The sequence below is a fragment of the Pseudoalteromonas sp. S3785 genome (assembly GCF_005887365.1).
Classification (GTDB): domain Bacteria; phylum Pseudomonadota; class Gammaproteobacteria; order Enterobacterales; family Alteromonadaceae; genus Pseudoalteromonas.
This window is the reverse complement of record NZ_PNCT01000051.1, coordinates 1-25,108: the sequence shown is the minus strand read 5'-3', so window position 1 is coordinate 25,108 and position 25,108 is coordinate 1. Positions and strand designations below refer to the sequence as shown.

The following is a 25,108-nucleotide window of genomic DNA, read 5'->3' as shown; positions in this document are numbered from 1 at the left end:
TATAAAATATGCTTTACGCAACTAATCCCCTTACATTTAAGCATTATCCTTACTTATCCTGCTGTTAGTCTGTTTTGTAAACAAGTTAGAGGCTATTTCAATTGGGTAACTATCGTTTATTAGCTCACTAATAAATTCAGAATACCCAGATGGCGGCGCTATTAAATAGCTTTTATGCTTAGCACGCGTGATCCCTACGTACAATAAGCGTCGCTCCTCAGAATGCTTAAAAGTATCTTGCGTGGGTAATAATGCCTCAACAAGTAAATTGCCAGGGTTGTTGCTAGGAAAGCCTAACTTACCCTGCTCGAAACCTATAATAATACAGTAATCAGCCTCAAGTCCTTTTGCGCCATGCAGTGTCCAAAAATGCAATGGATTAGCAAAATTGTTACCTACTAAATGTAGCTCTACCTCATTAAGCATAAATCGATATCGGCTCAATACGGCAATACTGGCCGTACTATTATTTTTATTAATTGTGGCTATGATTTGCTGCACTTTTAGCGCTACTGACTTTTTACCTTGATGTAAATCGTCAAGTAACACAACTTGAGGGGTGCCTACTTGCGTATGTGTAGTGATGTGCTTTTTATATTGTTCAGGGTTTTGCATTACAAACCGCCCTGCCACTTCACTAATACTGTTGTTATATCTAAACGTTTTTTGCAATAACGTGAGTGAGTGACTGCCTATTAAATCGTTAAACTGCGTGGTGAGTGCCAAATTACCGCCTGAAAACCGATAAATAGCCTGCCAATCATCGCCAACCGCAGTAAGGCAAGGTTGCGGACCACTCTTTATTAATGTATTTAGAAGCGCCATACGTGCGCATGAAATATCTTGAAATTCATCCACTAAAATATGACGCCAAGGTACACTTACCTTACCCGATTTAACCGCCAATTCTGCGCTTGTAATCATGTCGTCAAAGTCTATAGCGCCTTGCTCTTTAAGTTTTTCAGCGTATGCACGCTGCATAGCCACTAACAATGTTGTATAACGCTTATGATTTATAATGCCACTTTTAGCAATTCGCGCTGCTATTTGCGAGCTGGATAAATGCTCTCCCCGTATTGCGCTTAGGCAGTTTAAGTATTTATTTATATTTTGCTTTAACAGCCCGGTTGCAGATAACCGCTCGTACACTGCATGGTTATCTAAGGGTTTAATGTTCACGTTATGTTTTTGTAGTTGCGTTTTTAAACGCTGCTCAAGCTGGCTTTCTTGCCAGTTATAGTGAAATGTTTGTACCAACAGTTGGCCGTGTTTTTTATGGTGCGCCCGTACTGATTTAACATGCCCACTATTGTGCGATTTAGTAATGTTCTGAGCTGAATTACCTTGTCTATCTATCGCAAAATGTACCAAATAAATGTTGTGCTGTGGCAAGTAAAAGTCGGCGGTGTCATCATTTTGGTAAGTGTGTTCAATTCCATACATATAAAGCCAATTGGCAATTAATAAGTGCTGATAACTGCTTACCTTTAACCCCGATAGGGTGTGATAGATTTGTGCTTTTATAGCGGTTTTAGTTGCGGTATTGGGGCTATCATTAGGTTCGTACAGGGTCTCAACAAAGGTTTTACAAAACCGAGAGTCTGTTTTTAGGGTGTTGCTAAGCCACTGGGTAAACCATTTATTAAGCGCCAACGCATCCTTTGCAAAAGGCGATAAGTTAAGTGTTTTATTATCGCTTTTAAGTAACTTCAGCCCCAGCGCATGAAACGTTAAAATAGTAGGCGGCATAACATTTAAGTTTGCTTGCTGCACCCTTAAATTAAAGCGCTCAGTTAACTCGTTTGCCGCATTTTTATTATAAGCAAGTATTAATATGTGCTCGGGCTTTACACCCTCTTGGACTATTAAATCCAGAGCCTTTGCAACTATTACCGATGTTTTGCCAGTCCCTGCAGCCGCTAGCACTAAATTTTTATCGTTATTGCGTATAACGCCAAGGCGCTGCTCCTGGGTAAGTGGGTTAGATTCAATCACATTATAAAAATCGGCTCTTGCCGCTAGCGTTTTTTGCTCATAGGCTTTGCGCAGTTGCTCTGTGGCATGCGCTGTTGTTGGTGAGCTACTTAAAATAGTTAAAAACTTAATATCAGTGATCGATAAATACTGCTGCCAGAGTGAAGGTGAAGCCCCATACTGCTGTACCAGTGAAAACACCGCCGATTTTAGTACAGGCACATTTGAGTCGCGCAGGTACTCGTTTGTTGCATAGCGTTTTACAAGCGTTTTTGCTGTATTCACTTTTTCTTCTAGGTAATTGGCAAACACGCTGTTTAACTGCTCACTAAGTGTTTGAACCTGCTGTTTATTTAAAAAGCTAATTACCGTTTTTGTACCATGGTTGAGGGTTATTTTCCCGCTAAAGAGGCCTTTTTTAAAGTGTGTAAAATTAGTAAAGTCGCTTATTAAATACGCGCGTGAAGTATTATTTTTAAAATGTATAACGAGTGAATTTTGCTTAATAGTAACGGTGCTAATACGTGTAAAAAAACGCCCTAACCCGCTTGGAGTGGCAATAAACTGCGCCATAAAACCTTGAATAGACTGAAATTAAAAATAAATTTTACCATAGTTTAAATACCAAAGCGCGTTGCGCTTTAAAAGTGAGGGGGTTAGCCAAGCAAGTATAAACGCTTATTATAAAGTGCCTGTATGCTGCGAACATTTAATGTTTATACGATGGTAAATAATCCCTAAAAAATAAACACACCTTATTTACTCCTAAGCAGGTGTTTAAATTTGCTTAAATTTCACGTTTGAATATTGAAGAAAGTGCACTATTGGTTTAATGTGAAGTTTTTATTAAACGAGAAATAATATGGATTTAACTAAGGAAGAGTTAAGTTTTATTTCGTCTGTTGTAGGCAGTAACAAGGACAATACAAACGATAACTCACAGCTTAGCTTAAGAACCACCTTACCCGATACACTAAAAGGTTTGCTGTCTCATGCTAAATTAACTATGTTAGCTGAAGTTGGGCATTATCAATTGTGGTTTCCGCTTGAGTTTAAACTCAACGATGATGGTTACTTAAACCCCGTACTAAGTGCGCCAGAGGTTATTGATACCGAAGGTGTAGAAAGAAGCTGGCGTTATTCTGATCTTAACCTACAAAGTGAGCGCTTTTATGTACTTTCGCTCTCTAGTAGTGGCGTGCTACTAAAACCCCGCGACCATCGCTACAGCCTTGCCCACGCGCAACATATTACATTTAAACTACCCAATAAGAAAAAAGTCACCCTACTTGTAGATTTAGTCCGTAAAACTAACTTAGGCTATGCTGCTAAAATTGTCAGTATTAAAAGTGGTAAAGAAGCACTGCGTGAGTATTTATTCGAAAAACATAAACGCGAAAACGCCACCTTATATGAAAATACGTCTGACGTAACCGAGCATTTCTAGTTGCAGGCTTTTTCTAGCAACGATAAGCTAATGCCTTTGTAAAGCGATAAATTAAAGGCACACAATGAGCGACTCTTTATACCCAATCGGTACCCCCAATACACCTTGGAACAGCAGTGATAAAGCAGCATGGTTACAACTTCAACAAAAAAAGCGTGATTACAACCAGCTCGTTGTGAGTAAAATCAAGCAACCTAACGCGTTTTTACATGTTGAGCAGTACGGCGAGTTAGACTATTCACCACTTAAGTTTCCTCTTTATGCATATAAAAGTAAAAATTGGCAAAGTGATCGCCCAACCATCTTAATTACTGGCGGGGTGCACGGCTACGAAACAAGTGGCGTTATGGGGGCGCTGGCATTTGCTCATACTGACGTTCAAAAATATATAAATAATTTTAACTTTGTTATTGCGCCGTGTATTAGCCCCTGGGGCTTTGAAACCATAAACCGTTGGAACCCTGAGGCCATTGACCCTAACCGCTCTTTTTACGATAACAGCCCAGCCCAAGAATCAGCTGCTATTATGAAATATGTAACCTCGCTTAACACTGAGTTAGTTGCGCACATTGACTTACACGAAACCACAGACACAGACAACAGTGAGTTTAGGCCGGCCTTAGCTGCCCGCGATGGTAAAATTAACACTAACTGGAATATACCAGATGGCTTTTATTTAGTGGCAGATAGCAAAAAACCAGCCCCTGAGTTTCAAAAGGCCATTTTAAATAGTGTTGAGAAGGTAACCCACATCGCCCCTAGTGACGAAAATAATCAATTAATTGGTGTACCGCAGGAACAATTTGGCGTTATAAACTACGCAGCTCGCGAATTGGGCTTATGCATGGGCTTTACTGACGCCCCGTATGTAACAACAACCGAAGTATACCCTGATAGCCCAAGCGCCTCAGATGAGCAATGTACTCAAGCGCAAGTAGCTGTTATTACCGGTGCGTTAGATTATTTAAAGTCACTTTAATTTTGAACTAATTTAAATTAGGAGCCTGCCATGAAATACAAAAATAAACATGCAGAGGTTACTCTATCCGTTGAGGGCAATATCGTGATTGCCCAGTTTAGCGGAAATTTAGACCTTGAAGTGTTAGCTAGCTTTAAAGCCGCTCTTTATGAAACAGTGGCTGAATTTGAAGGTAAGCAATGGGGTTACATAAGCGACTCATCGTGTATACTTGCGGCTACACCCGATGCAGAGCAAGAAATGGTTGCCATAAGTACACATATGCAACAGACTAACTGCTTAATAAGTGCATTTGTTCTCACCTCCCCTATTGCTATAAGCCAAATGCAGCGAATAATGCAAAACGCTAAACGCGATATAGATTTTAACCAATGTTTATTTGATAACCTAGATGCTGCAAAACGTTTTATTTCATCGCAATTAAATAATGGCGTGAGCTAACTTTAGCCCAAGCCATTGCTAGTTTTTATAAAACTGACTTGTTTTAGTAATGGCTATGTCTGGATTTTCATTGGCTGAAATAATAAAGCTCACTGGCGTTACTTTTTTTTCAATATCGTAACCATCGGCAGTGACTGTAACCGGGATTTTCTTCATGAGTCCTGGTAATACCAAAATAGAGCTTGGCGCACTAAGCATAGCCTTTGGTAGCCCTTCTATAGCTATGGCGTAATGCATTGGCTGCTGAGTTTTATTGATAATAGTGAGTGTATATGGGTTTTCTACTAAACCTTCATAATTTACACGGTACAAGGCGTTTCTGTCGCGTAGTACCGATGCCTCTATTGGCGTACGTTGCAACCCCCATGCAACCATAGAAATAATTAACACCCCTGTTAATACGCCATACCCCACTAATTTAAGCCTAAATGGATTAGTTTTTTTACCTTCGAGCTGTTTTTCGCTGGCGTATTTAATTAACCCTTTTTGATAACCAAATTTATCCATAGTGTCGTCACAGGCATCAATACATAACCCACAATTTATACACTCATACTGCAAGCCGTTACGAATATCTATGCCCGCAGGACATACCTCTACACATAAATTACAGTCTACACAGTCGCCTAAATCAAGTGCTTTAGGGTCTGCTTTACGTTTACGAGGGCCGCGGTTTTCGCCGCGCTTTGGATCGTAGCTTACTACCAATGTATCTTTATCAAACATCACCGATTGAAAGCGAGAATACGGGCATGCCACGTTACACATTTTTTCGCGTAAAAAGCCAGCATTTCCATAAGTACAAAATGCAAATAAAAACACCCAAAAGCTGGTAATGCCCGACCACTGTAAGGTAAACATTTCAAGGTATAAGCTTTTAGCGGGAATAAAATACGCCATAAACGAGGTGGCCGTAAGCAGTGATATAACAAGCCACGCAGCATGTTTTGTTATTTTTTTACGCCACTTTAAAGCACTCCATGGCGATTTATCTAACTTTATACGCTGATTACGCGTACCTTCTATACGTTGCTCTACCCAACTAAACATTAACATCCAGATTGTTTGGGGGCAGGTATATCCACACCACACGCGGCCAAGCCAATTCGTGACAAAAAACAATGCAAAGGCGCCTACCATAAATAGCAGCGCTAAAATCATAAAGTCTTGCGGCAGTAAGGTTAAGCCAAAAATTGTAAATTTTTGCGTTGCTACATCTAGTAGCACCGCTTGCTCTCCTTTATATTGTATCCATGGTATGGCTATAAATGTGAGCATAAGTAGCCAACCTAAGTTACGCCTTATACGCTGAAAAAAGCCTTTTTGTTCGCGAATGTAAATCGGGCCCTCTGTTTTGTAGGGCTTAATGATCATGTCTTCTTCTTTAATATCAAACTTCATAGTACTTACTTAATAGTGACGGTATTAAGTAAACTTTTGCAACTTTCAGACCAAGCTGAAACTTAACTTAAGCATTTGATATAAAAGAATATATATTTATACTTATGAATTTGATTCGTGATATTTAACGAAACCCGTTAAATATCACGAATTTTTAGCAATACCTAGTTTACGCATTTTAGAACGAAGCGTGCTCTCTGGTAGCCCTAACTTACTTGCTGCACCTTTATCACCCGATATTTGCCAATTAGATAGTTCAAGCACGGCAATAATATGCTGCTTTTGTGCTTCAGCAAGTGTAAAAGAGGCATTAACCACATTGCTTGTACCCGCTTGTAACGGCTGGCTTAGCTTAAGTATGTCGTGCTTTGATAAAATAGCTTCGCGTTCGAGTACGTTTTGGAGCTCGCGAATATTACCGGGCCAATCATAAGCTTGTAGTTGGCTAATCGCTTTTTTACTGAGACCTTTTAACTGCTTACCTAAACGCTTATTAAGTTGAGTAATTAAATTAGTACACAAATAAGGGATATCTTCTTTGCGTTCTCTTAATGCCGGTACTTTAATAGGAAATACATTAAGCCGATAATATAAATCAATTCTAAAACTGCCTTTTTGCACCATTTGCCATAAGTCACGATTTGTTGCCGCCAATACTCTAATATTTACCTTTAATGTAGTGCTACCGCCTACGCGCTCAAACTCTTGTTCTTGTAATACGCGTAGCAATTTACTTTGCGCCTCTAATGGCAACTCAGCCACTTCATCTAAAAACAACGTGCCCTTGTCGGCCAGTTCAAAGCGGCCTTTACGTCGCTCGTTTGCACCAGTAAACGCACCGCGCTCGTGGCCAAATAATTCCGACTCTAACAAACTGGGAGTAAACGCTGCGCAGTTCACTTTTATAAATGCTTGATTACTGCGCTTACTTAATCGGTGTAAGTTACGCGCCACCAGCTCTTTTCCCGTGCCGTTTTCACCGAGTATAAGTACGGTGCTGTCGGTTTCACTAACAAGTTTGATCTGTGCCAACATAGCTTGAAAAACATGGCTTTGGCCCACTAAACCTGAGCCTTGCCAATCTTGGTTAAGCTCTTCAATTAAGTAGTTGTTTTCATCTTGTAGTTGCTCACTTAAGTGCTTAACTTGCTCAAGTGCTTGTTTTAGATCATTTTGTGTTTTTTTCTGCGCTGATATATCGCGAAATACCGCGACTGCACCTATTAACTCACCCTGCCTGTAAACTGGGGTAGATGTGTATTCTACTGCAAACGAGGTGCCGTCTTTTCGCCAAAATACTTCGTTTTTAACCTCGCGGCGTTTGCCATCAAACATGGTGCAATATATTTTGCACTCATCGGCCGGATAAGGGGAGCCGTCGGCATGGCTGTGATGGTGATATTGATGTATTTTTTTTCCTAATAACTCATCGGCTTTCCAGCCGGTCATGCGCTCAGCAGCGGGGTTTACAAACACCGCGTTACCCGATAAATCAAAGCCGTAAATACCCTCTCCTACCGCATTAAGTAAAAGTTTAGGGTCGTTTAAAAACTGTTTTATCATTGCATCATCCTCGCGAAATACCACGATTATTATGTCATAAAGTCACGCGCTAAACAGTTAAATAAAGTCGCTTTTAATATAAGGCTTAAATAAAGTATTAATATCTATTTTTGCATTTAACTTAGTCGCAATTAAATAAAGCCCAGCCAGCTTACGATGAATAAACAACGCATCGACCGGTGGTGTATGCCATTGCTGCGACTGTGCGCTCAGCTCAAGCCCTGCATTTTTAATATTTGTTGCTAAGGGACTGTTTTTAAAATCAAACTCACCCGTGTCTCTTAGCGGCTCACACGCCATTAAAAACAAATCAATAACATGGCTTTTGTAAGAATCGAGTATGGAGTCTTGAAAGTAACCTATTTCGCGTGCTGCATTTAACACGCCCGCCCTATTGTTTTCGGTGCCTGCAATAAATAGTGACAGGTAGGCCTTGCTCAACTCACTCGAAATCTCTCGGGTTGCCCCAAAATCAAATAACACAATTTGCTTACTCTGAGTCTGATAATGAAAATTAGCAAAGTTGGGATCCGTTTGAATTAGCTTAAACTCAAACATTTCTTTAAAAAATAAATCTATGAGGTTCGCTGCAATGTTATTTTGCTCACCTTGGGGTAAATTGCTAAGCGCTTCTATAGGCGTGGCTTGTACATACTCCATTGCCAAAATGCGTTTAGTGTTATGAGCGGCATATACCTTAGGCACTTTAAACTCAACATGCTGGCTTAGCAATTTACCCACTTTTTTAAGGTAATGTGCTTCGCGTTCATAATCAGCCTCGGCAAGTAGCTGCGCTTTAGCCTCATTTATTAGTGGCTGTATATCAAGCTCTTTAGGGATTAAACGAGTAATGTTTAAAAGTGCAATAACATTATCTACATCGCTGTGCACACTTTGCGCTATACCAGGGTATTGAATTTTTACCGCCAGCTTTTCGCCATTTTCTTGATAAGCTAAGTGCACTTGACCAATAGAAGCCGCTGCAAAGGGGCTAAGTTCAATATGTGACAAACGTTCAAGCCAATCATCACCCCATTCATTTTTTAGTACCTTAATTAACTGCTTATGCGGCATTGGGTTTGCATCAGCACGAAGCAATGCGAGTAGTTGGGCGAGCTCTGGGCTTAATAGCTCGCCCGCATCCATAGATAGTAATTGCCCTAGCTTCATGGCCGCCCCACGCAGGTGTGAAAGCTGTTCAGCTAGCTTTGCTATGTTTTTAGGTTGTAAAAGTAAAGCTTTATTATCCCAACCATTACCAGAGAGCGCACTTTTGGTGCCATCTATAAGCATGTTGGTTGCTACACCCCCGGCTAAAGAGCCAAGCTTTGCAAATCGTGAGAGTCTTGAGGTGGGTATGCTGCGAGAAGCTGCCATTATAAAAACCTAATTAGCCTGGGAAACAGGCTAATTAGTACGTACGTTTTACTGTGCTCGATCTAATTAAAAGCACCGTTTAGGGGTAAAGCTACCGTAATCGGTGTGCTGTTCATTAAAGTCGCGGAACTAATTTAATGGCCCCTTTTACTACTTTCATATCTAGGGGCAATTTACTTAACAACATCATTTTAGGGTCATCCATATTTAATGTATAAACAGGGTTAACCGCTAAAAAGGCGTTTATAACGTCCATAGCCTCATTATCAAGTGCCGCTAAATTACCTTTAAAACCCCCTGCATCCACGCTTGAATCTAGTAGTTTAATATTGCGTAAAAACACGGCTTTTTTTTCACTGTCGTAAAACGGGCTCCCTTCTATTTGCAACTTTAAGCGTACTGGGTATTTTAGGGCAAAAGCATTTACCTCAGCACTTGAATCAGCGCCTAGCACCACAACATCACGGTTATCGGGGCCTATATCTACACTTAAATCGTTTACATCAAACTGCACGGGCAAGCCCATTAAGCTCACCTTTTCGCTTAACTTAGGCAGTTGATTACCTAGTACACTTTCTACCTCTGAGCTGGTAAATGAATAAACAGACACGCCTTGTGTAGAATTACACGCGCTTAAAAGTAATGTGGTTAAAAACAGTAATAAAATTCTCATGCTCACCTTTATCCTCGTTTTAATTATAAAAAAGCCGCTTAAACAGCGGCTTTTATCATGCAATACCCGTATTTAATACAGGCAAATTACATATTATGCTGCGAAAATCGTTTTAATTTTAGCAAGTGTGTCAGGCTCAACTGAACCCTTACTGAGCGCTAATAACTGCTTTAAATAATAGTTTAAATCAGCATGCTCACCACGGTGTTTATCATCAAGCATGGCGACTTGCTCTGCCATTCTAAGCGCTGCATTTTGCGAGCTTACATTAGCAAGAATTTCCATTCTTGTAATAAGTTGCTCACTACTTAGCGACGTTGCAAGTGGCGCTTGAAACTGACTTGGTAATACATCGTTATTTTCAAGTGCATCAATAAGTGCTTCAAAATTAGCGCGTTGTGCTTGGCTTGTAAGTAAAGCGAGCTTTTCTTCAATCGCACTTAATAATGCTGCAACTTTTGGCGCCAGCGATTTATATTGTGCGTAGCCTTTTACTTTGGTTTCAAGATCATGCAATTGGGCTTTTTGATTTACTTGCTCAAGGGCATTTTCTAGCTCGGCCAGCTCTATTGCTGCTTGTTTATCTGTTTCGTTTTGAGCCAGCTTTTGCTGCTCAAACTCACTGCTACGTTTGCTAAAGGTTTCATCGTTATACTGACGAAACTTTTGCCATAGCGCATTTTCAGCTTTTAAACCTGCAAAACCTATACTTTGCCATTGCTGTTGTAATTGCTTTAGCTCTTGGCATGCTGCTGCTAAATCTTCACTTTGCGAAAGCACTGAGGCACGCTCCACTAAGGCACTTTTTTGTGTAGCGTTATCTTTATGATACGCATTTAATATAGCAAATACAGTTTGTTGCTGTGCTTTAAAGCTTTCATTTAATACGCGGTATGTTTTAGGGTCAACTTTACCTACGCTGCGCCACGCTTTATTTAAACGGTTGTATTGGCTTTCAAATTGCTTCCAGTCAAAGCTTTCGATAGCGGTGTCTTGCTCGCTTAGTGTTTGCATGTCGTTTATCAGGGTCTGACGCTGAGCTTTTGCCGCTTCACGCGCCACTTCTTGCTCAGCAAAGTAACTACGACACGGTGCAAACAACAGCTCTATGTTGCTATCAAACTGCTCACCTTGTTGCTTTTCTTGCTCTGTATCTAAACGGCCAAGCTCGTTCCAACGCTTACGAAACGCTTTAACTTGTTCAGCACGCTGCTGTGGGTCGTCACACGGTTGGTCGACTAACGCTGCCACTTCTTCAAGTAAGGCTTCACGTTTTGGTGCTGCCGCGTATTTTTGCCAATCTTTTGCTTCTGCAAGTTGCGCTTCTAAATCGGCTTTTAAGTTTACAAGTGGCTGCTGAAATTGCGGTGTTAATTTATCAAACAACTCTTCAAAGCCTTTAAATACACCAAATGCAACATTAAAGCGACCTTGTTCAATAAGGCGTTTTACATCGCGGGCTTTTCGTTTAGCGGTGCTTTGATTTTTTTCAAGCGGTTTTGTCAGCTCACTCATTTGCGCTAAAAACTGTTTTTTGTGCGCATTTAATTGCGATTTAAAGTTTTGCTGCAATGCCCCATCTAGCACATTTAGGTGGCTACGAGTTTCTTTAAATGCGTTATTAAAACGAGTTAAAACATCGTCGTAATCGGCTAGCTGCTGCGCTGGCTCTATGGCTTTTAGCTCATCAAACGCAATTTTAAATTGCGCAATTGCGCTACTAAGCTCGGGTAATTTAGCTACTTGGTTGAATAGTTTTTCAAGCTTAATAATAACCTGTTTAGTTTGGGCATTATCGCCGTGCTGCGCATCGGTTAACGTCTGCTTAGCCTGTGCTACCTTTGCCTCTAGCCAATCTTGCTGAATTTGCTCAGGGGTTTCTAAACCTAACTGTAATGCATTTTCAATTTCTTCACTTAGCGCCTCTAACGTTGCCAGTGCAAGCAGTTGGCGCTGTTGCTCTGCTAAACGCTGCTGCTGTTGTTCGTGCTGTGCTTTTAGTGTTGCAATATGTGCATCGAGTTTATCAGTAATGCTGATGTATTTTTTATCTAGCTCTTTAACGTGATCTTCGCTTAACCATTTAAGCTCAAGCGCTTGCCACTGCGCCATTAATTCACCGGCTTGTGGGTTTACTATGGCGTAATCGTTTTTATCTCGCAGTGCGTTTAGCTTTGCTAAAATAACGCGCGTTGCGCTTTCTACCTGAGCAGGCATTTCTATCGCTAAACGCTCGTTCTCACTATGTTGCTCTAGCTGCTGCTTTGCATCACCCTTAGCATGTTTTACTAATGACTTAACAAGTTGATGCGTTATAACTAGCTCTACAAGTTGGCTTTGAAGCTCTTCGCTACCTTCTTTAAATGCTTTTTCAATTAATTTAGGATTTGCTAAGCGCTTTAAAAGTTTAACGCGTACTTGCAGCTCTTTCTCAGCAAAGGCGAGTTTTTCAAGCGTTTTAACTGGCGCAAAACGGTCTATATACTCACTTTTAATTTGTGTGCTCAGTGCGCTTTCGTTATTTAACACAGCATTTGAAATTTGTATTTCAGCTACATCTTTTAGCACCTGATCTTGTTTATAAGCTTTCCACCACAGTGCTAAGTTATTTACTTTTTGCAGTGCTTTACGGCGTATTTCGGCTGAATTATCTTCCAGTGCTAATGAACTTAAAATTGATGCGTCGCGCTCTACATCAAGTTTTTCAATCGCGTCTAGACGAACCTGTTGCTTTGGGTGTTTCCACTTAGGTGTAAAAAGGTGTTTAAAGATCATGTTCACTAAACCTAGCTATTTCGTTTTCAGATTTAAATTCTTTTTGTAATTGTGCTTTTGTTTTTTGGATCATTTCGCCATTAGCGCCAATAGTAAATTGCTCGTTCGATTGCGCTATTTTAGCTTGGTAAAGCATAACAAGTTGCACCGTTTGTTGCTTTTGCTCATCAGAAAGCCGCGTGCCATCGGGCCATTTACCCGTTGAAGCACCATACTGTAAACGCTCAAATAATTCGGGGGTGATATTTTGTACAAGGTTGTCAATATTCATGTCATCTTTTCTTTTTTAGAGTCACTAAAATAACGCGGTTTACTAAATACCAAATACAGCCAATACCAATTGCAACTGTATAAGCGTACCACTCAAGGGTTTCTTTTGCGGGTTGTAAAAAGTACAAGCAAAAAAAGCCACCTAAAAATAGTATGAGTGCCAAGAAAGAATGGTTCATAAACATTTGCTGTTTTTTAATTCGCTGTTCGCGCTGAAGCTGTTGTACCTGCTCAGAGTTAAGTGCGCCAATGTTACTATTGCAATGTGGACATTGCTGATGTTTATCTGAAATTGATTTTGCACATTTGGGGCAATGAATAATCGCCATACTACTCTCCATACTACGCATAAAAAAAGCGCCTTGCGGCGCCCTTTATTGTACTTGTTTTATTGCTCGTTGTCTTTTTTGAATTTAACCCAGTAGTCATCTACGGATTGTTTCATTTCTTTACGCAATAACATAATGCCAAATAAGTTGGGCAAGGTCATAACGACAATTGCAACGGCAGCTAATTTCCACACTAAAGTAGTATCGGCAAACGACGCCCAAAAGAACGCCGCAACGTAAAATACGCGATACGGCATAACAGAGCGATTACCGAGTAAATAAATCATGGCACGGTCACCGTAGTACGACCATGCAATAGCTGTAGAAAACGCGAATAACAATAAGCCTATCGATACTATGTATTGGCCACTATCGCCAAAGAAGCCACGTGTAAAGGCTTTAGTAGTCAGCTCTGCTGAATGCACTAACGATTTACCAATTAAACTTATGCTGTCATCCGTTGGCATACCGTTTTTAACCTCAACAATACCTGTGTATTTATGTTTTTCGGTAAGGCCAAAACGGATGTCTTCACCAATTGAGCGAGAATGTAATACGGTAAAACCATTACTTGCCGGCTCGCCATTAACCACATTAATATTGCCGTTAAATAGCTCTACCTTGCTCTCGTTACCATTTAGGTAATTGTACAGCTCTTGGCGCTGGGCTTCGTTAGTTTCTGAGTAGTCACCTTTAATAATGCTCATTGACGATCGTTCAAAATGCGTTTCGAATTTTTCGTTCCATACGCCAGACGATAAAATAACTAAGCCTGTTAATGTACAAATAATGATTGTATCGATAAACGGCTCTAAAATTGACACCATACCTTCAGACACTGGCTCATCTGCCTTTGCCGATGCGTGAGCAATGGGTGCTGAGCCTTGACCCGCCTCATTCGAGAACAAACCACGGTTAACACCTCTGTTAAATGCATACGCAAAAGATGCGCCTAAAAAGCCACCCGCTGCAGCAGAGCCAGTGAAAGCATCAACAAATATTGAGGCAAACGAAGGTCCAATGTTTTCTACATTGTAAAAAATAACCCCTAACGCACCCACAATGTAAATAACAGCCATAATGGGCACTACACGTGATGTAATTGCAGCAATACGTTTAATACCGCCTAAAATAACCAACGCAAGTAAAATAGATAACACAGCACCGGTTGCCATAGGGGCAAAACCAAATGTAGCTTCCATACCCTGCGCAATATTATTAATTTGTGGCAAGCTGCCTGTACCAAATGAACTAATTACAGTAGCAACAGCAAATAAAATAGCTAGCCACTTCATATTTAGGCGTTTATCCATGTAATACATGGGACCGCCCGCCATGGTGCCGTCTTGTGTTTTTTCGCGGTATTTATGTGAAAGCGTAACTTCTACAAATTTGGTGGTCATACCAAAAAAAGCCGTCATCCACATCCAAAATAATGCTGCAGGGCCACCAATAGAAATAGCCAATGCTACCCCACCAATGTTACCTGTACCTACGGTACCAGAGAGCGCAGTAGCAAGTGCTTGAAAATGGGTTGTATCACCCTCGGTGCCTTTTTTATCAAACTTACCAGTAACCACCTTACACGCATGTTTGAAATAACGAATTTGTGGGAACTTTAAATAAATAGTAAAAAATAGACCAACACCTAAAAGCACGTAGGGGAACCACACTGCGCCCCCTAACATGCCATCTAGGCTATCTAAAAGTTGTCCGAATGCATCCACGCTAAATACCTCTTATTATTTTATTTGAGACTGTTGATTGTTTATTACTTATTGAGAGTTACGTAATACGATAACTAAGCTATTGCACACTTTTATTATTTGTTAATTTTGTAATAAAAAAGGGCAACATTTAATGTTGCCCCTACCTTATACTAATTTATCTTAATTTATCAACGACATTTACGATAGCCGCTAAAGTATCTTGACCAAATTGATACGAGCGGCGGTCTGACCAGCCGTAATCTGGGTCTGGTAAGTCGTTATTATCTTTAAACGGCATTTCAATTGTGTAAGTAAGTGCTTTAAACTCTTCTGCTGTTGCAGATGAGCCAACCGTTAAATTAGCTTTGCCCGGCTCGTCTTTATCGTAACCGTGCTCATCTTGAAACTCTGGCGTTATAGTAAGTAGCGCTGCTTTGAAGCTATCTTCTAGGTCTTTTAAGCGGTCATCGTAGCTTGGAATACCTTCACTGCCTGCCACAAAGTTATAAGGGATTGCTTCGTCACCGTGTATATCTAAATGCATGTCTAGGCCAGTTTCGCGCATTTTATTAAGCACTAAATACACTTCTGGGCTATTTTCCATGCTAGGCGTTTGCCATTCACGGTTTAAGTTAACGCCTTTTGCGTTAGTACGAAGGTGGCCACGTACGCTGCCATCTGGGTTCATGTTTGGTACTACATAAAACACAGCCTTTGATAATAGTGCTGCGGCATGCGGGTCTTCGTCATCTAGCAATTTGTGTAATAACCCTTCTACAAACCACTCTGCCATTGTTTCGCCTGGGTGTTGACGTGCTGTGATCCAGATTGTTTTTTTATCTTCGCTAGGCTGACCAATTTTAAGCACGCTCATATCACGGCCATCAAGTGTTTCGCCTAATGTTTGTAGTTGGCAAAGCTCTTCGCTTTGTGCCCACGCTAATAAATCTAAATGACGCTCGTAGCTGTAAGGCGCAAAGTAAGCAAAGTAAACACTGCCGCACTCAGGCTCTAGCTCAAACGTAAGTGTGCCATTTTCGTAATTTGAAGGCACACGGAACCAGGTTTGACGGTCGTACGAGGCAACCGCTTGGTAACCTTCCCAGCCATCGGGGTAAGCTGATTTATCTAAATTATTAATGTTTAACTTATGCAATTGATAAGGTGTTGTTTCAAGGCGAAAGTGAAACCATTGATAAAATTCAGACTGGTGATCATTGTTAATTTCTAATTGAATATTTAGCGGATCGGTGGCTTCGATAACCTTTATGTTACCACTATCAAAATTGCTGCTGATTTTCATGAAAAAACCTTAAGGTAGAATAAGTTTATCTGCTTCACTTGCAGAACTGACACTATTTTATAAATAGTAAAATGCATAATTACGGGATAACCGCAGTACACATCTCAATAATTAAAGCCTACCACACAGGGTACACTTTAAAAATATTACGCGACTAAAAAAGCCAGCAAAAAAGCTGGCTTAGTATAATTGCGTTTATATTAGCGAGGTAAGCTTGGGAAAGCCACTTCAGCCATATCGCGCATACAGCGTACTACTTGGCAGCTGTAACCAAATTCATTGTCGTACCATACGTATAATACAACGCGGTTACCTTCAACAATGGTAGCTTGCGAATCAACCACACCCGCATAGCGGCTACCCACTAAATCGGTCGATACAATTTCAGTTGATGCGGTGTAGTCGATTTGGTCGCGCAATTCTGAGTGCAATGCTGTTTCACGTAAAAACGCATTTAGCTCTTCTGTCGTTGTGCTGCTATCAAGGTTCAAGTTTAATATAGCTAGCGATACATTCGGTGTAGGCACACGAATCGCATTACCTGTTAGTTTACCTTCCAATTCTGGTAAGGCTTTAGATACTGCTTTAGCTGCACCTGTTTCGGTAATTACCATATTAAGCGCTGCGGCACGTCCACGGCGCTCTGCTTTGTGATAGTTATCAATAAGGTTTTGATCGTTTGTGTAAGAGTGCACGGTTTCTACGTGGCCGTTATTAATACCAAACTTATCGTTCAATGCTTTTAAAGTTGGCGTAATCGCATTGGTGGTACAGCTTGCTGCACATACAATTTTATCTTCAGGCTTAATGTCTTGGTTATTTACACCGTAAACAATATTTTTAATGTTGCCTTTAGCCGGTGCTGTTAATAATACTTTTGCAGCGCCTTTAGACTCTAAATGCTGACCAAGGCCCGCTTCGTCTTTCCAAATACCAGTGTTATCTACAACAAGTGCATTTTCGATACCGTAAGCAGTGTAATCAACTTCGCTTGGCGAGTTAGCATAAATCACTTGGATGTAGCTACCATTGGCTTTAATTGCATTACGCTCTTTATCAATGGTAATTGAGCCATTAAATGGGCCATGAATTGAATCGCGACGTAATAAGCTTGCACGTTTTTCAAGGTCACCTTCTTTACCACCACGTACTACAATTGCACGTAAACGTAAGTCGGCATAAGGTCCTGATTTTTCAATTAATAAGCGCGCTAGTAGACGCCCAATACGACCAAAACCGTAAAGCACTACATCACGCGGCTCTTTGGCTGGTGAGTCGGCTATCTCAGCTAATTCGTCTTTTACAAACTCATCAACTGTGCGGCCATTAGCAGCATCACTGTACAAATAGCTATAAGCCAGTTTACCAATATCAATACGTGCTGAATTTAACTCCATTTTGCTAATCGCTTCTAAAAACGGAAAGCTTTCGCGTAAACGTAATTTAGTGCCTTCAAATTGAGCTACAGTTTTATGTGATTTGATAATATCGATAGTACTGGCATTAACGAGAGGACGGCCATATACAGCGATTTCTATGCCACGGTTACGATAAAGCTTACCAATAATAGGTTGCATGCTTTCAGCGTAATCTTGACGTTCTTGCCAACTATTTGTGTATTCTAATTCGTGAGATGAGGTCATTTTATTTACCTAATTTAATCATTTTGAACGGATAGCCTATAAAAATGCATTCGATTTTGAGAGTAATGCACTTCAGGCAGGGCTATTCTAAGGTAATCTAAAGTTATTCTCTACTGTTAGCGGACAAATGATTGCGCTAGAATGGTAATGTATATATTCATTTGAGGTTAAGGAATGGTTTTAAGAGCAGGCGCAATACTCACATTGCTCGCGTTAACAGGATGCGAAGAGCCACTGACTCTCGCTCAGGTATGTAAGGAAACACCTGGCTTTTGTAGTGATTTAAATAAAGATAGCCATTGTAAAAATGAGCGTTCTGAGGTTATTTTAAAACGCTATATTGAATATAAAAAACCCACAGATGAAAACAAATACCAATTACTAAAAGGGTTTGAATCGTATAATCAATGTATTACTTTAGCCGCAAAAATTGAGCATATTAAACTAAAGTCTAAAACGACGTCGCGCATAGAAGGCCAACTTACTAGTATTAAAGAAATGACCCGCCTTTATCAAGACACAAAAAACACAAACCACCCTGGTTTGCTTTACTATCATTGGTCGCGTAACAATGAGCAAAATGCACTAACACGTTTGCTTGCAATGGAAAATGACGAAAGCGTCACCAATAGCGCAGAGATGCAGTTTTATCTTGCCTCTTATTACATTAAATTTGATGATGAAAAAACGATTGATTTGCTCTACAAAACGCTTGAGCTAAATAAACAAGGTCAACAACCAAACCCTGAAGTGTATACCTCGTTAATTAGCTTGTTTTATAAGCATGATAAATATAAACACGCTTACATTTTTTCAAAAGTGGCGCAAAGCGCTGGTATAGAAAATATAGATTTATTACCAATAGAGCACCAACTAATGAGTGATGGTAAAAATTTAGATGCACTCGATACACTTGCCCAACAAACGTATGAGCAAATACAAAACGGTGAGTTTGTATCACCGCGAGAGTTTTAGGTAAGCAAAACCCTGGCATTAATCATGTTTTTAAAACATGAAACCCTAAGGTTTTAAATAAAAAAGGCAGCTTTCGCTGCCCTTTTTTATTTTGCTTTGCTTGTACCCACTTCTACACGGGTTTTAAGCTTTTGACCTGGTCTAAAGGTCACCACGCGGCGCGCCGAAATAGGGATGTCTTCTCCTGTTTTCGGGTTTCGGCCTGGTCTTTCTTTTTTATCACGAAGATCAAAGTTACCAAATCCAGAGAGCTTAACCTGCTCGCCTTTTTCAAGCGCTGAGCGGATTTCTTCAAAAAACGCTTCAACTAAATCTTTGGCATCTTTTTTATTGATCCCGAGCTTTTCAAATAGGTGTTCAGCTATGTCGGCTTTAGTAAGCGCCATATCTAGTCCCTCAACGATGCATTAAACTTTTCGGCCAATGTGGCCACCACGTTATCAACTACCAGATTGATATCTTTCTCTTCGAGTGTTCTATCAACCGCCTGCAGTGTTAGAGCAATCGCCAAACTCTTATAATTTGGCTCAATACCTTTGCCCTTATACACATCGAATAAGTTTAGGTCAACCAATTGATTTCCGCCAACTTTTTCTATTGTGCTTAAAATATCACCTGAATTAACGCTGTCAGCCACTAAAATCGCGATGTCGCGGCGATTTGAAGGGAATTTTGAAACCCCTACAGCTTGCGGTAAATTTCTTTTTTCTATTGCAGACATTTCTATTTCAAATACAAAAGTTGCGTTATTGATATCTAACGATTTTTGCACCTGAGGGTGAAGAGCACCAAAAAATCCTACCTTTTTACCATCAACATAAATTACCGCTGATTGGCCCGGGTGTAAACCATCTGACTGCTCTGCTTTAATTTCAAAACGGCTTGTATCGTTGGTGATTGCTAATAAGGCTTCAACATCACCTTTTAAATCGTAAAAATCAACGTTGCGTTTTTGCTCAACCCAATGCTCACCATGTGCAAGGCCTGTGATCACACCGCCAATCACAGGGATTTGTTGCAAGCCATTTTCTGCACTGTCGTCGCTAATAAATTTAAGGCCATGTTCAAATAAACGAATACGTGGTTGTTGACGGTTTTGATTATACGCAACCGATGCTAAAAGCCCTGGCATTAAGCTTACACGCATAGCCGACATTTCAATTGAAATTGGGTGCGGCAATATAAGCGGTGCACTTTGCGGGTGTATAATAGCTTGTGCTTTAGGGTCTACAAAGCTGTACGTGATTGCTTCTTGGTAACCACGTGTCACTAACGTATTACGAAACTTACTTAGCGCAATGGTTGACTCATCATGCGTAGTCATTTTTAACTTTGCAGTTGGGGCAACATTTGGAATACTGTTGTAACCATAAACACGCGCAACTTCTTCAATTAAGTCTTCTTCAATAGATATATCGAAACGGTAACTTGGTATATCAGCGCTCCAGCTATCGTTTTCAAACTTAACGTCTAACCCTAAACGAGTCAAAATATCAGTCACTTTTGCATCGTCAATATGATGACCAATTACACGGTCTAAACGTGCACGACGTAGACGTACTTCAGTCACTTTTGGTAGTTTATCAGCAGCCACAGCTTCTACAACCGGTCCTGCTTCACCGCCAACAATATCAAGTAATAAAGCGGTTGCGCGCTCCATTGCATCATGTTGAAGGGTAAAATCAACACCACGCTCATAGCGGTGTGATGCATCGGTATGTAAGCCATAACTACGGGCTTGGCCTGCAATTGCTACCGGATTAAAAAACGCGCTTTCTAATAAAATATCAGAGGTTTTTTCTGTTACACCTGATTGCTCGCCACCAAAAACACCAGCAATCGCCAGCGCTTTATTATCATCAGCTATCACAAGTGTTGATTCATTCAGTTTTGCAGTATTGCCATCAAGTAATACGAGTTCTTCGTCTGCACGAGCATTACGTACTTTAATACCCCCTTCAATTGCATTTAAATCAAATGCATGCATTGGGTGGCCAAGTTCTAGTAATACATAATTAGTAACATCAACAACAGGGTCGATTGAGCGAATACCACTACGGCGTAGTTTTTCAACCATCCAAAGTGGTGTTTCTGCATCAAGGTTAATACCCTTTATCACGCGACCAAGGTAGCGAGGGCATGCATCTTCGTTCACAAGCTCAATAGATACTTTATCGTCAATTGTGCCGCTAACAACTGGAATTTGTAGCTCGTTTACATCAACACTGTTTAATACACCGACCTCGCGTGCAAGGCCTTTTATACCTAGGCAATCACCACGGTTTGGCGTTAAGTCAACATCAATTATGTTGTCATCTAGGCCTAAGTATTCGCGCAAGTCTGTACCAATTGGCGCATCGCTTGGCAATTCCATAATGCCATCGCCTTCTTCGCTAATACCTAGCTCTACAAAAGCACACAACATGCCATGAGATGGCTGACCGCGTAATTTGGCTTTTTTAATTTTAAAGTCGCCCGGTAAAACAGCGCCCACTGTTGCAACTGCTACTTTAATGCCTTGGCGACAGTTTGGCGCACCACACACAATATCAAGTAGCTCATCGCCACCTACATTGATTTTAGTAACGCGAAGTTTATCTGCATCTGGGTGCTGTGCACACTCTACTACTTCACCAACGACTACGCCGTTAAAATCCGCTGCGGCGCTCTCAACTGCGTCAACCTCAAGGCCAGCCATAGAAAGCTGTTCCGAAAGAGCTTGCGTATCAATAGCAGGGTTTACCCACTCTCTTAACCACTTTTCACTAAATTTCATTTTATATTTTCACTCTTAACGGAACTGGTTTAGGAATTTTAAGTCATTTTCAAAAAATGCACGTAAGTCATTTACGCCATAGCGCAGCATGGTCAAGCGCTCTACGCCCATACCAAAAGCAAAACCGGTGTATTTTTCTGGGTCAATACCCACTGACTTAAGTACATTAGGGTGGACCATGCCACAACCTAATACTTCAAGCCATTTACCGTCTTTACCCATAACATCTACTTCAGCTGAAGGCTCTGTAAATGGGAAGAATGAAGGACGGAAACGAATTTCCATGTCTTCTTCAAAAAAGTTACGCAAGAAGTCGTGTAAAATACCTTTAAGCTCTGTGAAGCTTACGTCAGTATCAACCATTAAACCTTCTACCTGATGAAACATTGGGGTATGCGTTTGGTCGTAATCGTTACGATATACTCGACCAGGCGAGATAATTCGCAGTGGTGGCTGCTCTGTTTCCATAGTACGGATTTGCACACCACTTGTTTGCGTTCGCAGCACTAATTTAGGGTTGAAATAAAAGGTATCGTGATCAGCACGTGCGGGGTGATGCTCAGGAATATTTAGCGCATCAAAGTTATGAAAATCGTCTTCTACTTCTGGGCCTGATTTAACAGCAAAACCTAGTTCACCAAAAAAGCTTTCTATACGCTCGATTGTGCGCGTTACTGGGTGTAATCCACCGGTTGGCATTATGCGCCCTGGTAAAGTTACATCAATTGTTTCAGCCGCTAGCTTTTCTTCAAGCGCTTTACTTGCTAAAAGCTCACGCTTTTCGTTAATTGCTTGTTGTACATCTTGCTTTGCTTGGTTAATTACTTGGCCTGCTTCTTTGCGTTCTTCAGGCGCAATTTTACCCAGTGTTTTAAGTAAGCTTGTGATTTCGCCTTTTTTACCAAGGTAATTAACCCTGATCTCTTCTAGTTGCGCGATTTCACTGGCACTGGCAACAGCCTCAAGTGCTTGCGCTAAAATATTTTCTAAGTTCATTCGATACCTGATCTTTCAAAGAAGGTGATTACAATTTTGTTGAGTAATGATAACTGAAAGCAGGGTCTAGATTCTAGACCTACTACAGCTTTAACGTTGATTTTATGAAGGGAATTGTTAATTTTCGTTGTGCGGCCATTGATGCGTGATCTAATTTGTCTAATACGTCTAATAAAGCACGCATATCGCGGCTCAAGCGCGTTAATAAAAAGCGCGCGCATTCATCGCTTAGTTCAAGCCCACGCATATGCGCACGCTTAACAAGTGCTTGTGCTTTATCATCGTCGCTCATTGAACGAATTTGAAAAGTGGTTCCCCACTTTAAGCGAGACTCTAAGTCAGGTAAGCTAATATTTAACATATCGGGTAGTAAATCAGCCGTTACTACCAACATTTTACCTGGCTCGTTAAAGCGATTAAAAAAGTTAAAAAGGGCTTTTTCCCACGCATCATTACCAGCAACTAAGTGCACATCATCAATACATAATACGTCTAGGGCTTCTAAACCGTCTAGTACCATAGGGCCAAAGTCGATAACTTCGCGCATAGATAAAAGCATGTTCGACCAACCACGCTCTTGGGCTTGAATGCAGGTTGCGTACAACAAGTGGGACTTACCAGAGTCACCCAACCCGCACAAATAGGTGTATTGAAATTTATTGGCAACCTTTGAAAAGCTCGCCTTGAGATGATTTACCTCTAATGAGTCTTCCCCTCCAAAGTAAGAAGCAAATGTTTCATCGTCAGGCAGGGTGACCGGCAGCGCCATTTGCATTGGCTCAGCGCTTAACATTACTCACCGACCCATTGATACTCAAGACTATTTTTATCTACAACGTGGTAAAATGCACGTGGGTCAACATAGTCTTTAAATGCACTATCAAGCCCAAGGCCTTTTTTCAGATCTGCCACACTGCCAGTATGGTTAAGCTTAAACTCAACAAACTCAGGAGTTTTACGCATAATCGTTGCTTGCGTTACGACACTCAAATTTTGTAAACGGCGTTTTGCAAGTTCAATGTCGACAAAGCTCTGAGTGCCTTTTAAGGTAAGCGTAGCCGCAGCTTGTTCATAATACGCATTAGGGTCGATAGCGTATTCATTGGCTAAACCCAACGCTAAACTATCTATCATCTCGCCTACAATTTGTTGTTTATCACCCTCAAGTCGGTTTGAATCGAATAAATCATCATTAGTGAAACGCCAGTCTAAAATCCAAGTTTCACTGTCAGGCTCTTGATACATTCTTGCTGTGATACTTCGCTCTGCACTATAACGTCGAGACGCCTCTTCAACAGGCCCTGAAAAGTTGCCCCACACCTCGGGGATCCCAACTAAACGTCTGTCTTGTAGATCCAATAGCGGTACCACCACGGGCAAACCACGCCGTCCAGCTTTGTCATATATAAGTTGCTCTAACTGAGGGTAACTTTCTTGGGTTACGAGTTCTCTACGCCTGTTGTCTTCAATGCCTAACCAAATGGCAACCAGTGGTCGCTGAACACCCCAAAGAGGTAAATTTAATTCTTTAATTAGCTCATTAATTTTACGCGCTTCAAATTTAACGACTAAATTAAGTTGACCATTTGCTTTTTCATCATATTCAAATTTAAGCATGTAATTTGAAATATTTTTGGTACGCTGCTGAGCAAGCTTATTTTGATCAGCAGACTCATCACCGCTTACCTTTACTAAAACATTAAGTAATGCTTTACGGCTAGCGGCCAAACGCGTGTCTCGGCTTTTATCGTCTACTTTTAATATATCTTGATACAGATCAGTTACTTCAACTGCCGATACAGAGAAACAAAATATAAATGATATGACACTAATTAATAATCTATACACTGGCTATTAGTTCTTGGTTTTAAACTATTTTGATCCTAAATCAAAGCCACTAACAAAGCAAAATTATATTTGTAATCTAGCTATGTTGAATAAATATTGTTTATCTTAAAGCTTAAATACAGAAACAAACTGCTACTTAGCTATATGTAAAATGGATAGTTATTGGTGAGGCGAATAAAGAACTAGTCGGGTTTTCTTGTATTTGAGCCTGGCGAGGTCGTAGAGCCTATAGCGGTATAAAGCCAAAGTGAAATGGAATGTCATCATTGTTAAATGCAGTTGATAGCCAAAACACGGTTCACAAAGAGGCGCTGCGCTTAGGAGACGCTACGCTTTAGAGAAGAAAGTGCTAAATATTACTTTTCTGCAACCGTAAAAAAAACCAACTATTACTAGTCGGGCTTGCTTGTATTTGGCGCCTGGCGATGTCGTGGTGCCCACAGAGGTAGTGAGCCACATAGCAAAGTATTCTTAATGTTTTTTAATGGGATTCACTGAGCACTGAGGTGGTCGTCGCGTTCTTTTACCCGTGGGTTTCGTGATACTCAACCCACGCTACAAAGTACAGGTTGACGCTGTGCAGCTGATAACTGACGGCTGATAGCTAATATTTTCACTTTCTTACAGAC

Annotated in this window: 20 protein-coding genes; 4 read left to right on the top strand and 16 right to left on the bottom strand. The window is 40.7% G+C overall.

Going from position 1 to position 25,108, the window contains the following annotated elements:
- Positions 1-36: 36 nt before the first annotated feature.
- On the bottom strand, positions 37-2,547 hold the full coding sequence (locus tag CWC17_RS12935) for a UvrD-helicase domain-containing protein (RefSeq protein WP_138613264.1): 2,511 nt from the start codon (positions 2,545-2,547) through the stop codon (positions 37-39).
- A 289-nt stretch (positions 2,548-2,836) separates the two neighbouring features.
- Between CWC17_RS12935 and CWC17_RS12930 the strand changes: the two genes are divergently transcribed.
- From CWC17_RS12930 to CWC17_RS12920, 3 genes are all read left to right on the top strand, one after another.
- Positions 2,837-3,421, top strand: a complete 585-nt coding sequence (locus CWC17_RS12930; protein WP_138542514.1) for a hypothetical protein — start codon at positions 2,837-2,839, stop codon at positions 3,419-3,421.
- A gap of 64 nt (positions 3,422-3,485) precedes the next feature.
- Positions 3,486-4,400 carry a M14 family metallopeptidase gene (locus CWC17_RS12925; protein WP_138613262.1) on the top strand — a complete coding sequence of 305 codons (915 nt, stop codon included), beginning with the start codon at positions 3,486-3,488 and terminating at the stop codon, positions 4,398-4,400.
- Positions 4,401-4,430: 30 nt separating this feature from the next.
- Complete coding sequence (locus CWC17_RS12920) at positions 4,431-4,841, top strand: hypothetical protein (protein ID WP_138613260.1); 411 nt, start codon at positions 4,431-4,433, stop codon at positions 4,839-4,841.
- 18 nt (positions 4,842-4,859) lie between these two features.
- Here CWC17_RS12920 and ccoG read toward each other — a convergent pair whose 3' ends face one another.
- The 10 genes from ccoG to CWC17_RS12870 all read right to left on the bottom strand — a co-directional run bounded on the left by ccoG (position 4,860) and on the right by CWC17_RS12870 (position 17,884).
- The gene (gene ccoG, locus CWC17_RS12915; RefSeq protein ID WP_138613258.1) at positions 4,860-6,242 is read right to left on the bottom strand and encodes a cytochrome c oxidase accessory protein CcoG; all 1,383 of its coding nucleotides are present in this window, start codon (positions 6,240-6,242) and stop codon (positions 4,860-4,862) included.
- Between the two features lie 144 nt (positions 6,243-6,386).
- Complete coding sequence (locus CWC17_RS12910; protein ID WP_138613256.1) at positions 6,387-7,805, bottom strand: sigma-54 interaction domain-containing protein; 1,419 nt, start codon at positions 7,803-7,805, stop codon at positions 6,387-6,389.
- Positions 7,806-7,862: 57 nt separating this feature from the next.
- On the bottom strand, positions 7,863-9,182 hold the full coding sequence (locus CWC17_RS12905) for an ABC1 kinase family protein (protein ID WP_138613254.1): 1,320 nt from the start codon (positions 9,180-9,182) through the stop codon (positions 7,863-7,865).
- Between the two features lie 115 nt (positions 9,183-9,297).
- Entirely contained in the window at positions 9,298-9,855 is a 558-nt protein-coding gene (locus CWC17_RS12900) for a YceB family lipoprotein (protein ID WP_138542520.1), read from the bottom strand.
- 93 nt (positions 9,856-9,948) lie between these two features.
- On the bottom strand, positions 9,949-12,630 hold the full coding sequence (locus CWC17_RS12895; protein WP_138613252.1) for a DUF349 domain-containing protein: 2,682 nt from the start codon (positions 12,628-12,630) through the stop codon (positions 9,949-9,951).
- Entirely contained in the window at positions 12,620-12,901 is a 282-nt protein-coding gene (locus CWC17_RS12890) for a YeaC family protein (protein WP_138542522.1), read from the bottom strand. Before CWC17_RS12890 ends, CWC17_RS12895 begins: the two co-directional genes overlap by 11 nt.
- A gap of 1 nt (position 12,902) precedes the next feature.
- Positions 12,903-13,229 (bottom strand): hypothetical protein, encoded by a 327-nt coding sequence (locus CWC17_RS12885; protein WP_055016234.1) that lies wholly within the window; start codon positions 13,227-13,229, stop codon positions 12,903-12,905.
- Positions 13,230-13,288: 59 nt separating this feature from the next.
- On the bottom strand, positions 13,289-14,956 hold the full coding sequence (locus CWC17_RS12880; RefSeq protein ID WP_138542523.1) for an alanine/glycine:cation symporter family protein: 1,668 nt from the start codon (positions 14,954-14,956) through the stop codon (positions 13,289-13,291).
- 157 nt (positions 14,957-15,113) lie between these two features.
- Positions 15,114-16,241: a M14 family metallopeptidase gene (locus CWC17_RS12875; RefSeq protein WP_055020318.1), complete on the bottom strand. Its 1,128-nt coding sequence runs from the start codon at positions 16,239-16,241 to the stop codon at positions 15,114-15,116.
- Positions 16,242-16,441: 200 nt separating this feature from the next.
- A complete protein-coding gene (locus CWC17_RS12870; RefSeq protein WP_055016231.1) occupies positions 16,442-17,884 on the bottom strand; it encodes a glyceraldehyde-3-phosphate dehydrogenase in 1,443 nt (480 codons plus the stop codon).
- Positions 17,885-18,058: 174 nt separating this feature from the next.
- On the opposite strand from CWC17_RS12870, the gene CWC17_RS12865 reads away from it, so the two are divergent.
- Positions 18,059-18,859, top strand: a complete 801-nt coding sequence (locus CWC17_RS12865; RefSeq protein WP_055016230.1) for a DUF2989 domain-containing protein — start codon at positions 18,059-18,061, stop codon at positions 18,857-18,859.
- A gap of 86 nt (positions 18,860-18,945) precedes the next feature.
- Here CWC17_RS12865 and ihfA read toward each other — a convergent pair whose 3' ends face one another.
- From ihfA to CWC17_RS12840, 5 genes are all read right to left on the bottom strand, one after another.
- Positions 18,946-19,245 (bottom strand): integration host factor subunit alpha, encoded by a 300-nt coding sequence (gene ihfA / locus CWC17_RS12860; RefSeq protein ID WP_002960690.1) that lies wholly within the window; start codon positions 19,243-19,245, stop codon positions 18,946-18,948.
- Between the two features lie 2 nt (positions 19,246-19,247).
- Entirely contained in the window at positions 19,248-21,635 is a 2,388-nt protein-coding gene (pheT, locus tag CWC17_RS12855; RefSeq protein WP_138613250.1) for a phenylalanine--tRNA ligase subunit beta, read from the bottom strand.
- Positions 21,636-21,650: 15 nt separating this feature from the next.
- On the bottom strand, positions 21,651-22,631 hold the full coding sequence (gene pheS, locus CWC17_RS12850) for a phenylalanine--tRNA ligase subunit alpha (RefSeq protein ID WP_138613248.1): 981 nt from the start codon (positions 22,629-22,631) through the stop codon (positions 21,651-21,653).
- 82 nt (positions 22,632-22,713) lie between these two features.
- On the bottom strand, positions 22,714-23,424 hold the full coding sequence (gene hda, locus CWC17_RS12845; protein WP_171037686.1) for a DnaA regulatory inactivator Hda: 711 nt from the start codon (positions 23,422-23,424) through the stop codon (positions 22,714-22,716).
- Complete coding sequence (locus tag CWC17_RS12840) at positions 23,424-24,479, bottom strand: DUF2066 domain-containing protein (RefSeq protein WP_138613246.1); 1,056 nt, start codon at positions 24,477-24,479, stop codon at positions 23,424-23,426. The genes hda and CWC17_RS12840 overlap by 1 nt, the downstream gene beginning before the upstream one ends.
- Positions 24,480-25,108: the final 629 nt, after the last annotated feature.